At 65.7% G+C, this 15,083-nt stretch carries 13 protein-coding genes and 1 pseudogene; 11 read left to right on the top strand and 3 right to left on the bottom strand.

Features of this window, described 5'->3' with window-relative positions; translation table 11 throughout:
• Positions 1-50 precede the first annotated feature (50 nt).
• The 10 genes and pseudogenes from ACVINW_RS37885 (at position 51) to ACVINW_RS37840 (ending at position 10,899) form a co-directional block, all read left to right on the top strand.
• On the top strand, positions 51-911 hold the full coding sequence (locus tag ACVINW_RS37885; protein WP_456756013.1) for a VOC family protein: 861 nt from the start codon (positions 51-53) through the stop codon (positions 909-911).
• A 247-nt stretch (positions 912-1,158) separates the two neighbouring features.
• Positions 1,159-1,863 (top strand): TetR/AcrR family transcriptional regulator, encoded by a 705-nt coding sequence (locus ACVINW_RS37880; protein ID WP_456756012.1) that lies wholly within the window; start codon positions 1,159-1,161, stop codon positions 1,861-1,863.
• A gap of 252 nt (positions 1,864-2,115) precedes the next feature.
• Positions 2,116-2,926: pseudogene (locus tag ACVINW_RS37875) on the top strand (ABC transporter permease).
• A gap of 58 nt (positions 2,927-2,984) precedes the next feature.
• The gene (locus ACVINW_RS37870) at positions 2,985-3,983 is read left to right on the top strand and encodes an ABC transporter substrate-binding protein (protein WP_456756011.1); all 999 of its coding nucleotides are present in this window, start codon (positions 2,985-2,987) and stop codon (positions 3,981-3,983) included.
• Positions 3,984-4,152: 169 nt separating this feature from the next.
• Positions 4,153-5,001, top strand: a complete 849-nt coding sequence (locus tag ACVINW_RS37865; RefSeq protein WP_456756010.1) for an ABC transporter ATP-binding protein — start codon at positions 4,153-4,155, stop codon at positions 4,999-5,001.
• Between the two features lie 13 nt (positions 5,002-5,014).
• On the top strand, positions 5,015-6,421 hold the full coding sequence (locus ACVINW_RS37860; RefSeq protein ID WP_456756009.1) for a hypothetical protein: 1,407 nt from the start codon (positions 5,015-5,017) through the stop codon (positions 6,419-6,421).
• Complete coding sequence (locus ACVINW_RS37855) at positions 6,418-7,569, top strand: Gfo/Idh/MocA family protein (protein WP_456756008.1); 1,152 nt, start codon at positions 6,418-6,420, stop codon at positions 7,567-7,569. The genes ACVINW_RS37860 and ACVINW_RS37855 overlap by 4 nt, the downstream gene beginning before the upstream one ends.
• A gap of 15 nt (positions 7,570-7,584) precedes the next feature.
• Positions 7,585-8,778 (top strand): dihydrodipicolinate synthase family protein, encoded by a 1,194-nt coding sequence (locus ACVINW_RS37850; protein WP_456756007.1) that lies wholly within the window; start codon positions 7,585-7,587, stop codon positions 8,776-8,778.
• Positions 8,778-9,641 carry a sugar phosphate isomerase/epimerase family protein gene (locus ACVINW_RS37845; protein ID WP_456756006.1) on the top strand — a complete coding sequence of 288 codons (864 nt, stop codon included), beginning with the start codon at positions 8,778-8,780 and terminating at the stop codon, positions 9,639-9,641. The genes ACVINW_RS37850 and ACVINW_RS37845 overlap by 1 nt, the downstream gene beginning before the upstream one ends.
• A 112-nt stretch (positions 9,642-9,753) precedes the next feature.
• Positions 9,754-10,899 (top strand): alpha-hydroxy acid oxidase, encoded by a 1,146-nt coding sequence (locus ACVINW_RS37840; RefSeq protein WP_456756005.1) that lies wholly within the window; start codon positions 9,754-9,756, stop codon positions 10,897-10,899.
• 24 nt (positions 10,900-10,923) lie between these two features.
• On the opposite strand, the gene ACVINW_RS37835 is transcribed toward ACVINW_RS37840, so the two are convergent.
• Together ACVINW_RS37835 and ACVINW_RS37830 are read right to left on the bottom strand one after the other, a co-directional pair.
• Positions 10,924-11,616 carry an ion channel gene (locus ACVINW_RS37835; protein ID WP_456756004.1) on the bottom strand — a complete coding sequence of 231 codons (693 nt, stop codon included), beginning with the start codon at positions 11,614-11,616 and terminating at the stop codon, positions 10,924-10,926.
• 231 nt (positions 11,617-11,847) lie between these two features.
• Complete coding sequence (locus tag ACVINW_RS37830) at positions 11,848-13,059, bottom strand: Spy/CpxP family protein refolding chaperone (protein WP_456756003.1); 1,212 nt, start codon at positions 13,057-13,059, stop codon at positions 11,848-11,850.
• Between ACVINW_RS37830 and ACVINW_RS37825 the strand changes: the two genes are divergently transcribed.
• On the top strand, positions 13,052-13,282 hold the full coding sequence (locus ACVINW_RS37825) for a hypothetical protein (protein WP_456756002.1): 231 nt from the start codon (positions 13,052-13,054) through the stop codon (positions 13,280-13,282). The genes ACVINW_RS37830 and ACVINW_RS37825 overlap by 8 nt on opposite strands.
• A gap of 524 nt (positions 13,283-13,806) precedes the next feature.
• Here the strand turns inward: ACVINW_RS37825 and rocD are convergent.
• Entirely contained in the window at positions 13,807-15,021 is a 1,215-nt protein-coding gene (gene rocD, locus ACVINW_RS37820) for an ornithine--oxo-acid transaminase (protein ID WP_456756590.1), read from the bottom strand.
• Positions 15,022-15,083 lie beyond the last annotated feature (62 nt).

The raw sequence follows: 15,083 nt of genomic DNA, 5'->3' as shown, positions 1-15,083 counted from the left end.
GGCGGGTTAAGGAGAGGCACAATGACGGCAGATTCGGGGAGACCACAGCCATGATTACCGGCCTCGATCACGTCGTCGTCCTGACCGGTGACATCACCGCCGCCAGCGCCGCCTATCAGACGCTGTTCGCGCGGGCGCCGGCCTGGCGCAACAGTGGCGACGGCGCCGATCGCGTGCTGTTCACGCTCGACAACACCACGCTGGAATTGATGGCGCCGCGCGGCGATGATGCCGCAGCCCAGCGCGTCCGCAGCGCGCTCGTGACGCAGGGCGAGGGGCTTGCGAGCCTTTGCTTCCGTGTCGGCGATATCGCCAGGATGCACCGCCGGCTCGACCGGCTGACGCTGAAGCCCGAGCCGGTCGCCGAGGTCGAGAGCCGCGACGAGACCAGCGGCGCCACGCTGTCATGGCGGCGAACGCGCGCCGCGACCGATGCGACGCGGGGCATCCGGATGTTCTTCCTGGAGCGGGAGCAGGAACGGCCGCTGTCGGTGCGCACCACACCGGCCTCGATCACCGCGATGGATCATGTCGTGGTCTCGACGGCCGATCCGGAACGCGCCGCTGCACTCTACGGCGCGCGGCTCGGGCTCGACATGGCGCTCGATCGCTCGCATCCCGAGTGGGGCCGGCTGATGTTCTTCCGCTGCGGCGACCTCGTCGTCGAGGTCACGCACCGGCCGGGCAAGGGAAACAGCAAGGCGGAGGCGGACGCGCCGGACCGGCTGCGCGGCATCTGCTGGCGGGTGGCCGACATCGACGCCACGCATGCGCGGCTGGTTGCCGCCGGCGTCGACGTCTCGGAGATTCGCACCGGCCGCAAGCCCGGCACGCGCGTGATGACGGTACGCAACGGCACCTGCGGCGTGCCGACGCTCCTGGTGCAGCCCTCACAGGGAAAGCCAGACTAGGCGGCGTTTCACACGCGCGTCGTTCCGGCAGCGGGCGTGATGGGGAAGTGCGTCCATTTTTCTTCGTCATTCCGGGCTCGCGAAGCGAGAACCCGGAATCCATCAAGCCGCACGTTCTGCGGACTGATGGATTCCGGGCTCGTGCTGCGCACGCCCCGGAATGACGAAGCGACCGTCACGACAACATTCGTTCTCAAACCGCGTGCGTCATGCTACATTCGTCAGCTCAGCATCACAGGCGATCGAATTGGCCAAGGCAAAGCGGATACAGAGATGGCAGCGCGACCCGGAGGGGATGCGGCTGCGGATTCTCGAGGCGGCCAAGCAGGAATTCGCCGCCCATGGCCTTGCGGGCGCGCGGGTCGACCGCATCGCGGCCAATGCCGGCGCCAACAAGCGCATGCTGTACTACCATGTCGGCAACAAGGAGGATCTTTATCTCGAGGTACTGGAAGGCGCCTATGAGAAGATCCGCGCCGAGGAGCGCACGCTCGATCTCGAGCATCTCGATCCGCCCGAGGCGATCGGACGCCTGATCGACTTCACCTGGAACTATTTCCTGCGCAACCCCGAGTTCCTGGCACTGCTGAACACGGAAAACCTCGCCAAGGCAAAACACCTGAAGCGCTCGACCAAGGTCAAGTCGATGCACTCGCCTTTCGTCGAGATGATCCGCACCGTGGTGACGCGCGGGGTCGAGAGCGGCGATTTCCGCGTCGCGGTCGATCCGGTGCAGCTCTATATCTCGATCGCGGGACTCGCGTTCTTCTATCTCTCCAACAGCGCCACCTTGAGCGTGATCTTCGGCCGCGACCTCTTGAAGAAGGACGCCCGAGACGAGCGCCTCGAGCACATGACCGCGCTGGTGCTGGCGGCGCTGACCGGCAAGTCCACCGCCGCATTCGGTGGTGCGATGCCGGTGCTGCGCGCTGCGGAACACCGCGTGGTGTGAGGTCTCGCGATCATTGCGATGACTCGTAGCCCGGATGAAGCGAAGCGCAATCCGGGGCGCCTCTATCCATGGCGAGGCCGGCCCCCGGATTTCGCTTCGCTTCATCCGGGCTACGAAGCGTTCGAGCCCAAAAGTTCTCATCTGACGAAATGTGGGAATTTCAGTGCGATTTTGCCGCGTGCCGGGGGCTGGACAGTATTTATCCAACGGGTTAATTTCTAACCGAATTGAGAAACGGCAAGGGAGCGTGGCGTGGCGGAGGCAAAGAGCCCTTCGGGTCTGTCGAAGGTGCTGAATGCGGCATGGGTGCGCCCGTTCCTGTTCCTGGTCGTCATCGTGGCGGCCTGGGACCTTTCGATCCGGCTGTTCCATATCCCGGCCTATCAGATCCCGTCGCCCGGCGACGTCGTTGCGGTTCTGATCAGCGACTGGCCCGAGCTGCTGCGGCAATCCTGGCCGACCACCTATGCGACGATCTGCGGCCTTCCTGCTTTCGGCGGTGTTCGGCATTCCCGTCGCGATGCTGATCGCGGGCTCGAAGACGGTCGAGAGCTACGTCTATCCGCTGCTGGTGTTCTCCCAGTCGGTGCCGAAGATCGCGATCGCGCCGCTGTTCGTGGTGTGGTTCGGCTTCGGCATCATCCCCAAGGTGATTTCCGCGTTCCTGCTCGGCTTCTTCCCTGTGGTGGTCTCGGCCGTGCAGGGCTTCAAATCGGTCGATCCCGACATGGTCGATCTGGCGCGCGCGATGCAGGGCAGCCGCTTCAAGGTGTTCTGCGCGGTCAACCTGCCGCATGCGATGCCCGCGATCTTCTCCGGGCTGAAGGTCTCGGTGACGCTCGCCGTGGTCGGCGCCGTCGTGGGCGAGTTCGTCGGGTCCAATTCCGGCATCGGCTATGTGATGCAGCGATCGATCGGCACCTTCGACCTGCCGACGATGTTCGCCGCATTGGTGATCCTGGCGCTGCTCGGCGTCATCCTGTTCTGGATCGTCGACCGCATCGAGCGGCTGGTGATCCCCTGGCACGTCAGCCAGCGCGACGACATCAGCTTCGCGTCCTAGCGCGGCAACCGGACAAGCGGCCCACGCAAGGGCCGCGGACAATAAAGGGAGAACAACCATGAAGCGTTTGATTGCGGTCGCCGGCGCCGCACTGGCCTGGATCGCGCTTGCGGTGGCACCCGCGTCTGCGGCGGACAAGGTCGTGCTGATGCTCAACTGGTACGTCTATGGCGAACACGCGCCGTTCTATTACGGCAAGGCCAAGGGCATCTATGCGGCCGAAGGCATTGATCTGGAGATCCAGGAGGGCCGCGGCTCGGCCGCGACCACGCAGGCGGTCGCCGCCAAGACCGCGGATTTCGGTTATGTCGACGTGCCGACGATGATGCGCGCGGCGGTGAAGGGCGCGCCTGTGATCGCCACCGGCGTGCTGTTGCAGACCAGCCCGATGTCGGTGATGGGCTTCGTCGACAAGAACATCAGGAAGCCGGAGGACATCAAGGGCAAGACGGTCGCGATCACCCCCGCCGATTCGATGACCCAGATCTGGCCGCTGTTCCTGAAGAAGACCGGCCTGAAGGAAAGCGATTTCAACACGGTTGCCGGCGACGGCCAGACCAAGCTCAACGCCGTCATCAACGGCCAGGCCGATCTCTTGCTCGGCTATGTCATGGACCAGTCGATGAAGATCAAGGACGCCACGGCTAAGGACGTCTATCCGATCAAGTTCGCCGACTACGGCATCAACATGGTGTCGTCGGGCATCATCGCGAACTCCGACTACGTGAAGGCCAACGCCGACCTGGTGCGCCGCTTCATGTCGGCGACGACAAAGGCGGTTGAAGCCGCTGAGAAGGAGCCGAAGGCCGCCGCGCAATCGATCCTCGACGCCAACCCGAAGGGCGGCAAGATCGAGACGCTGACGCAGGGGTTCGAGCTGACGATCCCGCTCTATCGTACGCCGGAGACCAAGGACAAGCGGCCATTCCAGGTCACCGACCAGAACATGACCGAGTCGGTCGATCTGATGGTCGAGTATGGCGGCCTCGACGCCAAGGCCAAGGCCAATCCGAAGGCGTTCTACACCAACGACTATCTGCCGAAGGGTAATTCGTGACCCAACATTCCCCACTGTCGTCCCTGCGAAAGCAGGGACCCATAACCACCGATCTTGTTTGTTGCGAAAGGTCTCTACTCGCGTGCCCGAACGAGAAGCCGCGGCGTATGGGTCCCTGCTCCGTGCGCAATCGCGCACTCGGCAGGGACGGCGGGTGGAGAAAGCTGCGATGAATCCTGCGACGAAGCCAACTCACGCTGACCAACCCGCCGCGCATCTGCGCCTGGTGTCGGACCGCGCAGCCGGCGCCGCGCCGGGCATCACGCTCTCAGGCGTCTCGAAGACCTACCGGTCGCGCGACGGCGACGTGCCGTCGCTGCGGCCGCTCGACTTCACCATCAATGACGGTGAGTTCTTTGTCGTGGTCGGGCCTTCCGGCTGCGGCAAGTCCACGCTGCTCAAGATGATCTCGGGCCTGCTGCCGCCGACGACAGGCGAAGTTCTGGTCGACGGCGAGCCGGTAACGAAGCCGCACGGCAATGTCGGCATCGTGTTCCAGAACGCGCTGCTGCTGCCGTGGCGCAACATCCTCTCCAACGTGATGTTGCCGATCGACATGAAGCGGCTCGCCCGCGACAAATATCTCGACCGCGCCAAGGCGCTGTTGAAGCTGGTCGGGCTCGAAGGCTTCGAGAAGAAGCTGCCCTGGCAGCTCTCCGGCGGCATGCAGCAGCGCGCCTCGATCTGCCGCGCGCTGGTGCACGATCCCAAGATCATGCTGATGGATGAGCCGTTCGGCGCGCTCGATGCCATGACGCGCGAGCGCATGAATGTCGAGCTGATGCGGATCCAGCGCGAGACCGGCAAGACAGTGCTGCTGATCACGCATTCGATCCCGGAGGCCGTGTTCCTCGCCGACCGCGTGCTCGTGATGACCGAGCGGCCCGGCGCGATCGCCGCGATCTACGACGTGCCAATGCCGCGGCCGCGCTCGCTCGAGACGATGTCCGATCCGGTCTTCACCGGGCTGGTGCAGCGGATCCGCAAGCATTTCTTCACGCAGGGGTCGCTGGACTAACGCCGAGCCTTCCATGCCGCTTCGCCTCAAAGTCAACGATATCGCCTTCTTCGAACGACCGCTGCTGTTCGCCCGGCCGTTCCGCTTCGGCGCGGTGACGATCACCGCGTCGACGCAGCTGTTCGTGCGGGTCGAGATCGAGGTGGAAGGCAAGGGCCGCGCGACCGGTGCCAGCGCCGAGATGCTGGCACCGAAATGGTTCGACAAGCGGCCGCATCTGACGGCCGAGCAGACGGTCGACGAGCTCCGCTGCTCGCTCGCGATCGCGCGCGAGCTCTATCTGACAAGCAAAGGCTTCGACACCGCGTTCGGCCTGCACGCCGCGAGTATCGGCCGGCAGGTCGCGACCTGTGCCGCGAAAGACATTCCGCCGCTCGCGGCCGGCTTCGGCCCGGCCGAGATCGACAAGGCGATCCTGGATGCGCTGCTGCGCGCGGTCGGGGTGAACTTCTTCGACGGCATGGCCGGCAATATTGCCGGCATCGACGCGCGGCTGACGCCGGATCTCGATGATGCGGCGATCGCGCGGTTCCTGTCGACGCGCAAGCGGCTCGACCGTGTCGCCGTCAGGCACACGGTCGGGATGGACGACGAGGTTGAAGGTGAGGGCGGTGTCGCAGACCCCAACGAGAATGCCGGCGCACGCTACTTCAAGCTCAAGCTGAACGGCGATCCGGCGCATGATGCGGCGCGGCTGGCGCGGATCGGCAGTGAACTCGCAAAGCTGCCTTACGCCGTCAAGGTCACGCTCGATGCCAACGAGCAATATGCCGACCTTGCCGCCCTGAACGCGCTGGTCGAGCGGCTCGACCACGACGCCGCGCTGCAGCCGATCGCAGCGAACCTGCTCTATATCGAACAGCCGATGCCGCGCGATATCACGAAGGCCTCGCCGCTCGGGGCGCTGGCGGCGCGCAGCTTCATCATCGACGAGGCCGATGATTCCTACGATGCGTTTCCGCAGGCGCGGGCGCTCGGTTATCGCGGTATTTCCTCGAAATCGTGCAAGGGCATCTACAAGTCGATCATCAATGCCGCGCGCGCGGCGGCGTGGAGCGCGGATGGTGGTCAGTATTTCATCAGCGGCGAGGACCTGACCTGCCAGGCCGGGCTTGGCGTGCAGCAAGACCTTGCGTTGGGCGCGCTGATCGGCGTCGCCCATGCCGAGCGCAATGGACACCATTACGTCGATGGCTTTGCCGACACCCCGGCTGATGAGGCCGATGCCTTCCTTACCGCGCATCCAGATCTCTACGCGCGCACGGGCGGCAAGGTCCGCCTCGCGATCCACGGCGGCGATCTCCTGACCGGATCGATCGCCGCCGCCCGGGGCTTTGCCAGCTCGGTCCATCCGGACTGGTCCACCATGCAGCCGCTGCAGCGGCCAACATCACGCGTTTCGCAGGAGCAGACAGTATGACGACCAAACGCCTCGGCCTGATCATGAACGGCGTCACCGGCCGGATGGGGCTCAACCAGCATTTGATCCGCTCGATCGTTGCGATCCGCGAGCAGGGCGGCGTGCTGCTTGCGAACGGCGACCGCATCATGCCCGATCCGATCCTGGTCGGCCGCGACGCCGAGAAGGTCGGCGCATTGGCAAAACGCTACAACATCGAGCGGCATACCACCGATCTCGACCGTGCGCTGGCCGACAAGGATGACACCGTATTCTTCGACGCCGCCACCACGCAGGCGCGGCCTTCGCTGCTGACCAAGGCGATCGACGCCGGCAAGCACGTCTATTGCGAGAAACCGATCGCGACCAATCTCGAGGACGCCGTTGCGGTCGTGAAGCTCGCCAACGCAAAAGGGCTCAAGCACGGCACGGTGCAGGACAAGCTGTTCCTGCCCGGCCTGAAGAAGCTCGCCTTCCTGCGCGACTCCGGCTTCTTCGGCCGCATGCTCTCGGTGCGCGGCGAATTCGGCTACTGGGTGTTCGAGGGCGGCTGGCAGGAGGCGCAGCGGCCGTCCTGGAACTACCGCGCCGAGGACGGCGGCGGCATTATCCTCGATATGGTCTGCCACTGGCGCTACGTGCTCGACAATCTGTTCGGCGAGGTCGAGAGCGTGGTCTGCATCGGAACAACCGATATCCCCGAGCGCTACGACGAGAAGGGCAGGAAGTACGAGGCGACCGCCGACGATTCCGCCTACGCCACCTTCAAGCTGAAGGGCGGCGTGATCGCGCATATCAACATGAGCTGGGTGACGCGGGTCTATCGCGACGATCTCGTCACCTTCCAGGTCGACGGCACCCATGGTTCGGCGGTGGCGGGCCTGACCGACTGCGTGATCCAGGCGCGCCAGGCGACGCCGCGGCCGGTGTGGAATCCGGACGAGAAGCGCATGCATGATTTCTATGCCGACTGGCAGAAGCTGCCCGAGAACGTGGTCTACGATAACGGCTTCAAGGAGCAGTGGGAGATGTTCATCCGCCACGTCTGCGAGGATGCGCCCTACAAATACACCCTGCTCGAAGGCGCCAAGGGCGTGCAGCTCGCCGAATGCGCGCTGAAGAGCTGGAAGGAGCGGCGCTGGATCGACGTCGCCCCGATCGTGGTCTGAGAGAGGACCTTTGTCATGAACAAGCCAGTCCTGCCGATCTCGTCGCTGTCGTTGAATCTGCCGACCGCCGATGGTGGCCTTGAGACCTATCGCTTGGCGGCATCGCGAACCTTTCCGGCGAAGCTCGAGGGCACACTCAATCGTGTGGCATTCTCGGCCGCCCATGTGGTCGCCGATCCCCGCGCCGACGTCGATCCGTGGCTGACGGCCGCGATCGATTGGGACAAGACGATCGCATTCCGCGAGCATGTCTGGGACCTCGGCCTCGGCGTCGCCGAAGCGATGGACACCGCACAGCGCGGCATGGGGCTGGACTGGGCGACCTCGCTGGAATTGATCCGGCGCTCGGTCAAAGCGGCGAAGGCCAGGGGCAACGCGCTGGTGTTCTCGGGCGCCGGCACCGACCACCTCGCTGTGGAAGATGCCAGGTCGATCGACGACGTGATCCGGGCCTATGAGGAGCAGATCGCGGCGGTGGAGAAGGCCGGCGGCCGCATCATCCTGATGGCGTCGCGCGCGCTGGCCAAGCTCGGCAAAAGCGCGGAGGACTACGCTGGGGTCTACGACCGCGTGCTGTCGCAGGTCCGCGAGCCCGTGATCATCCACTGGCTCGGCGACATGTTCGATCCGGCGCTGGCCGGATATTGGGGCACGGCCGATCTCGACAAGGCGATGGACATTGCGGTTGCGATCATCAACGCCAATGCGGCCAAGGTCGACGGCGTCAAGGTCTCGCTGCTCGACAAGCAGCGCGAGATCGACATGCGGCGGCGGCTCGATCCGCGGGTCAAGATGTATACCGGCGACGACTTCAACTATGCGGAGCTGGTCGCCGGCGACGACAAGGGCTTCTCCCACGCGCTGCTCGGCATCTTCGATGCCATCGCGCCGGCCGCGTCCTACGCACTGTCGCGGCTGGCCGCGGGCGATGCGGCCGGCTTCCATGATGTGCTGGGCCCGACGGTGCCGCTGTCGCGCCACATCTTCAAGGCGCCGACGCGCTTCTACAAGACCGGCATCGTGTTCATGGCCTATCTCAACGGCCACCAGGATCACTTCACGATGGTCGGCGGACAGGAGAGCGCGCGCTCGACTCTGCATCTCGCCGAGCTGTTCCGGCTCGCCGACCAGGCAGGGCTGCTTGCCAATCCGGAGCTCGCGACCCACCGGATGCAGGCCATCCTGACCACACGCGGCATCGACGCCTGATGCGCGACTTTTCCCACGACCACCGCTGGCTGTCGCTGAACACGGCGACCGTCCGCAAGCAGGGCGATCTCACAGCCATCATTGACGCCTGCGCGCGCCACGGCATCCGTGCCATCGATCCCTGGCGCGACCAGGTCGCAGCCATTGGCCTCGATCGCGCCGTGCGCGCGGTCCGGGACGCCGGGCTCGATCTGTCGGGCTATTGCCGCGGCGGCATGTTCACCGCCGATAACGCGCATCGCAGCGCGGCACGCGACGACAACCGCCGTGCGGTCGACGAGGCGGCGGCGCTCGGCGCCTCCTGCATCGTGCTGGTGGTCGGCGGCTTGCCGCAATATTCGCGGCCGGGCAGCGCGGCCTCGAAGGACATCGCGACAGCGCGCAACCAGGTGCATGACGGCATCGCCGAGATGCTGGAGTATGCGAAGCAGGCAAAACTGCCGCTCGCGATCGAGCCGTTGCATCCGGCCTATGCCGCCGATCGCGCCTGCGTGAACACCACGAAGCACGCGCTCGACATCTGCGACGCGCTCGATCCCGGCCGTACCGGCGCGATCGGGGTCGCGCTCGACGTCTATCACATCTGGTGGGATCCCGAGCTGACGAGCCAGATCGCCCGCGCCGGCAAGGATCGCCTGCTGGCGTTCCATGTCTGCGACTGGCTGGTGCCGACCAGGGACATCCTCAACGACCGCGGCATGATGGGCGACGGCGTCATCGACATCAAGTCGGTGCGAGCGGCAGTCGAGGCGGAGGGCTTTGCCGGCTATTCGGAGATCGAGATCTTCTCGAACGACTGGTGGACGAAGCCGATGGATGCGGTCTTGACGACGTGCATCGAGCGGCACCGCTCGGTGGTTTGACCCAGCGGCCGGTGCGGTGGACAAGGCGAAGCGTGCCCGCTATGCCGGATGCTGTGGCGTGAACGGCACAGAGAGCCGTTGAACGCCGCGGTCCGGACCTTCGGAGCACGACATGCGCTTGAGCCATTGCCACAACTTCCATGATTTCCGCGAGCTGGCGCGGCGGCGGCTCCCGGGGCCGATCTTCAATTATATCGACGGCGGAGCGGATGACGAGGCCACGCTTCGGCAGAACACCGCGAGCTTCGAGCGGTGCGACCTGGTGCCCAACGTCCTGCGCGGCGTGCAGAACGTCGATCTCTCGGTCACCGTGATGGGGCAGAAGCTGGCGACGCCGTTCTATTGCTCGCCGACCGCCCTGCAGCGTCTGTTTCATCATGATGGCGAACGGGCCGTCGCCGCAGCAGCGTCGAAATTCGGCACGATGTTCGGCGTGTCGTCCCTCGGGACCGTGAGCCTCGAGGAATTGCGCAAGGCCTATGCGACGCCGCAGGTCTATCAGTTCTATTTCCACCGCGATCGCGGCCTGAACACGGCGATGATGCAGCGCGCCAAGCAGGCCGGCGTCAACGTGATGATGTTGACGGTCGACAGCATCACCGGCGGCAACCGCGAGCGCGACCTGCGCACCGGGTTCTCGATTCCGTTCCGCCTGACGCTCGGCGGCATGCTGCAATTCGCCGTCAAGCCGGCCTGGGCCATCAACTACGTCACCCATGAAAGTTTCAAGCTGCCGCAGCTCGACGACCATGTCGACATGAGCGGCGGCGCCATGTCGATCGGGCGGTACTTCACCGAAATGCTCGATCCCGGCATGACATGGGACGACGTCGCCAAAATGGTGCGGGAGTGGAACGGCCAGTTCTGCCTGAAGGGCATCATGTCGGTCGAGGATGCCAAGCGCGCCGTCGAGATCGGCTGCAGCGGCATCATCCTCTCCAACCATGGCGGCCGGCAGCTCGACGGCTCGCGGGCGGCGTTCGATCAGCTGGCCGAGATCGTCGATGCCGTGGGCGACCGGATCGACGTGATGATGGACGGCGGCATCAAGCGCGGCAGCCATGTGCTGAAGGCGCTGTCGCTTGGCGCCAAGGCCGTCGGCCTCGGTCGCTTCTATCTCTATCCGCTGGCATCAGCCGGCCAGGCCGGAGTCGAGCGGGCGCTCGGTCTGCTGCAGGCGGAGCTGGTGCGGGACATGCGGCTGATGGGGTGTTCCTCGATCAGCCAGCTCTCGCGCGCAAACCTGCGGTTCAGATAGCCGCCCGGCTAACCCGCATCGCGCTCACGAGTCCTGATCCTGGTGCGCGATCTCGAGCGTGACCAGCCGCGCCAGCAGCGTGGCGGGGTAGAGCTGGCCGAAGATCGCCTCGACATTGCACAGGCTGCGTGCAATCGGATGCAGCGGCGCGACGTCGCCATAGCCTGTCGTCGTCAGCGTGGCAAAGGAGAAATAGATCAGCTGGCTCGCGAGCGTCGGGCGGTCCTCGACCTTCATGCCGGCGAACGCATCCGGCACCAGCGTGCCGATGAAGGTGTAGAGCGCCGAGAAGATCACCGCGACCGTCAGATAGAGCAGGATCGCGCCGATCACCCGGTGATAATTGACGCGCCCCGGGGCGAAGGTGGCGCGCGCGACCGTCACCGCCATCGTGATGCCGACCAACAGCCAGGAGCCGGCGAACAGATTGAGGTCGAGGATCGAGGGCGAGCGCAGGCGCAGGATCGCGCCGGTCACGATCATCGCGAGTGCGATCAGCATGGTGACGACGGCAAGTGCGCTGCCCGACATCACGAATACGCCGCCGACCAGGAAGAGGGCGAGCAGCAGCTCGAAGATCTGAAACTCGAACAAGCCGAGCGCCTGCAGAGGTGCCACCACGAACATCATGACAAGGATCAGGACAGTGAGCACGGTCAGCAGCGAATCGCCCCAGCGATCGCGCAGCTCACTGATGCTCGTCCAACTGCGTTTCATGTCCTGCCCCGTCACTCGGCATGGCATCAGGATGCCGGTGCCGGACATTGCTGTGCGGCGGCCGCAAAGGCAAGGCGGGGGGCCGGCGTCGCCCGCACCGGGCAGCGAAGATCGCAGGCCGGCGGCCTCAGAGCGTTTTCTAGCGAAGTGGATACCGGTTCGCGTCAAGAAAACGCGCCAAAAGCAAGATCTAAAGCCCCGTTCCGATTCCATCGGAACGGAAAGGGCTCCCTAAGGGCTCGCGACCTGCTGCAGCGTGTTGAAGCGTGCCTTCTGCTCGCTGCTCAGCGTGGCATAGAACTGGTCCAGTGCAGGCTCGATCAGCTGCGCGGCTCGCTGCATGGCCTCGAGCCGGTGCTGCATCGCCTCGAGCCGGCCGACCGGCGTCAGCGGCACGTCGTTCGGGCAGGCCGCCTGCAGATCCGCAATGGCTCTTGTGGTCGCATCGCTCAAGCGGCCGAGCGCTTCCTTCTGCTTGCCGGCCGGATGAAGCGAGGCCTCGATCCGGTTGATCGGCAATTGGGCGAGGTCGGATTTCGAATCGCCGCAATTCCCGGATTGCGCGGTCGTTTCCTGCTGTTGCAGCGAACGTTCGCCGACATGTGGACCGAGCGCATTGAAGCGGGCCTGTTGCTCGTCGCTGAGTGAGCCGTAGAAATTCTCCAGCGCGGGCCGCACGATCTTGATCGCCTCGAGCGTCGCACCGATGCGGTTCAGCATCGACCGCAGGCGGCCGGCCGGCGTCAGCGCATAGCTGTCGGTGCAGGAGTCCTTGAAGACATTGGCGGCCTGCGCCGCGGCAGCCTTCAGATCGTCCAGCAAGACGCGCTGCTGCTGGTCCGGCCTTACCGCCCGGGCGATGTCGGCAAGCGGCCAGGCGGTGACGCCCTTGTCGGGTTCACCGCACAGCTGCTTGATCGCCTGCGGGCTCGTATCGGCGCGTTGACGGGACCGAGCGCGGCCTGCGGTCGACGGATAATCGCCCGGCTCGATGCTGGCATAGGCGGAGTAGGGACTGTTGGTGTCCCAGAACACGGTGTCGACGAGGTCGTCATAGGCGTAGGCCCAATAGCCGGGGTCGTAGGCGTAGGACCAGAACGTGTAGTCGAAGATGTCCGAATAGGCGTAAGGCAGGAACACCGGGCCAAGCCACGCCACGAATGCCGCACGGTGGCCCCGGTGCCAGGCATTCCGCGGCGCCCAGCTGCCTTGGCGCGCCGCAAGCGCCGCCCGGCCTTGTGCGGCTGCCTGTTCGCGGAAGCGTGCGGCAAATCGCTCGCGCTGGGCTGCCTGCGTCGCGGCGCTGGTTGCGGCGGCGACCCCAACTGTCGCTGCCGGTGCCAATCGCTGCTGCCGGGCAAGGTCGGCTTGCTGTGAGCGTTGCTCGCGCTGCAGCAGGCGGTTCTGCGCCTCCAGGGCGCGGTCGTGGACGCGTTTGCGCACGGGCGCCTTGAACCTTTTCCGATTGCAATTGCTGCACACGCTGCTGCAGGCGATCGATCCGGATTTGCCGCTCCGCGGTCTGGCGCGAAAGCGTGTCACGCTGCCGCTGATGCGCGGCCTGCTGGCGCTGCTGGGTGAGCTGCTGCCGCTGCTGCACACGCTGCTGAATTCGCTCGGCCGGCGAGGGCCGCTCGCTCACGCGCGCCGGCAGGCTCGGGCGTGATGGCGCGGCCATGCGGGGAGCAGGGCGCGGCGACGGGGCGCCGCGACGAAATTCGGGTCGGTGCGTTGCGACGTGCGGCGCGGCGATATGAGGAGCCTGGCGCACCGACGGAGCGGCGAAATGCGGTGCCGGGCGCGCCGCCATCGCCGGTCGCTGCGGGGCATGGAAGGCAGGTGCGGCCGGTCGAGCCATCGCTGGTGGCCGAGCCATTGCAGGCGGTCTCGCCATCGCGGGCGGGGCGGCGTGGACCATCGGCGCGGCAGGCCGCGTCATCGCCGGCGGCGCGGCCGGACGTGCCGCCGCTGCTGAGGCTCCACCTCTTGCGTGTGGATCGTGTGGTTGGGCGGCCGCGTCGCTCGCCGCCAGCGTCGCGGCACCAACCAGGAGCATGGCAAAGCAGATACCGTGGGGAGGCATGAGCGTGGCTCTCCATCCATCCCTGCCCGCAGCGCTTCAACGCACAGATGTCGAAATCGTTCGTGTCGGCCATCGCCGGCGGTGCGGTCTTGCGACGCAGGGCACCGTCAGGAGACATCCTGCGTCAAAGCGGCCGCGATCCGCTCCGTCGCCCAGTCGACCTGATCGGCGGTGATCACCAGCGGCGGGGCGATGCGGATGGTGTGCTCGTGGGTGTCCTTGGCGAGGATGCCGCGCGCTTGCAGCGCCAGGCAGTAGCGGCGGGCGCCGCCGGCGTCCGGGTGGAGTTCGATCGCCAGCATCAAACCGCGCCCGCGCACCTCGCGGATGACGTTGGCGCGGATGTCCTGCAATCCGGTGAGAAAGCGCGCGCCCTGCTGCGCCGCGTTCTCGATCATCCCTTCCTCGACCAGCACCCGCAGCGCGGCGCGTGCCACCGCGCAGGCCAGCGGATTGCCGCCGAAGGTCGAGCCGTGTTGGCCCGGCCGCAGCGTGCCGAGCACCGCGTTGTTCGAGAGCACCGCCGACACCGGATAGAAGCCGCCCGATAGCGCCTTGCCGAGCAGCGTCACATCGGCCTCGATGCCCTCGTGCTGCTCGGCGAGCAGCTTGCCGGTGCGGCCGAGCCCGGTCTGGATCTCGTCCAGCACGAGCATCACATTGCGCGCGGTGCACAGCTCGCGCACGCGGGCGAAATAGCCCGGCGGGGGCAGGATGACGCCGGCTTCGCCCTGCACCGGCTCGACCAGGAAGGCCGCGGTGTTCGGCGTGATCGCCTGCTCCAGCGCTGCGGCATCGCCGAACGGGATGATCTTGAAGCCCGGCGCGAACGGGCCGAAATGGTCGCGCGACCCCGGGTCGGTCGAGAAGCCGACGATGCCGAGCGTGCGTCCGTGAAAATTATTGGCGCAGACGATGATCTCGGCCTGCCCATCCGGCACGCCCTTGATCTCATAGGCCCATTTGCGCACCGACTTGATCGCGCTCTCCACCGCTTCGGCGCCGCTGTTCATCGGCAGCACCTTGTGCGAGCCGGTCAGCTCCGCGAGCTCGCGGTAGAAGGGAGCGAGCTGGTCGTTGTGGAAGGCACGCGACGTCAGCGTCAGCTGGCGCGCCTGCTCGATCATGGCTGCCAGGATCTTCGGATGACAATGGCCCTGACTGACCGCCGAATAGGCGGAGAGACAGTCGAGATACCGGTTGCCGTCGGTATCCCAGACCCAGACGCCTTCGCCTCGGGATAGCACCACCCCGATCGGCTCGTAATTGTAGGTGCCGAACTGCGCTTCGGTTGCGAGGAAATCAGTGACCGATGCATTCATCATGCGTCACTCCCGCTGCAGCGCACGAGAGATTACATCAATCCGTGCCTGCAGTTGATTTG

The organism is Bradyrhizobium sp. USDA 4461 (assembly GCF_054055655.1).
The sequence above is the reverse complement of the archived record's forward strand: the minus strand, read 5'-3'. Positions and strand labels throughout refer to the sequence as shown.

Coding starts and splice junctions, on each gene's coding strand:
- ACVINW_RS37865 (WP_456756010.1), top strand. CDS start 4,153: ATGAATCCTGCGACGAAGCCAACTCACGCTGACCAACCCGCCGCGCAT.
- rocD (WP_456756590.1), bottom strand. CDS start 15,021: ATGAATGCATCGGTCACTGATTTCCTCGCAACCGAAGCGCAGTTCGGC.
- ACVINW_RS37860 (WP_456756009.1), top strand. CDS start 5,015: ATGCCGCTTCGCCTCAAAGTCAACGATATCGCCTTCTTCGAACGACCG.
- ACVINW_RS37855 (WP_456756008.1), top strand. CDS start 6,418: ATGACGACCAAACGCCTCGGCCTGATCATGAACGGCGTCACCGGCCGG.
- ACVINW_RS37850 (WP_456756007.1), top strand. CDS start 7,585: ATGAACAAGCCAGTCCTGCCGATCTCGTCGCTGTCGTTGAATCTGCCG.
- ACVINW_RS37845 (WP_456756006.1), top strand. CDS start 8,778: ATGCGCGACTTTTCCCACGACCACCGCTGGCTGTCGCTGAACACGGCG.
- ACVINW_RS37835 (WP_456756004.1), bottom strand. CDS start 11,616: ATGAAACGCAGTTGGACGAGCATCAGTGAGCTGCGCGATCGCTGGGGC.
- ACVINW_RS37870 (WP_456756011.1), top strand. CDS start 2,985: ATGAAGCGTTTGATTGCGGTCGCCGGCGCCGCACTGGCCTGGATCGCG.
- ACVINW_RS37840 (WP_456756005.1), top strand. CDS start 9,754: ATGCGCTTGAGCCATTGCCACAACTTCCATGATTTCCGCGAGCTGGCG.
- ACVINW_RS37885 (WP_456756013.1), top strand. CDS start 51: ATGATTACCGGCCTCGATCACGTCGTCGTCCTGACCGGTGACATCACC.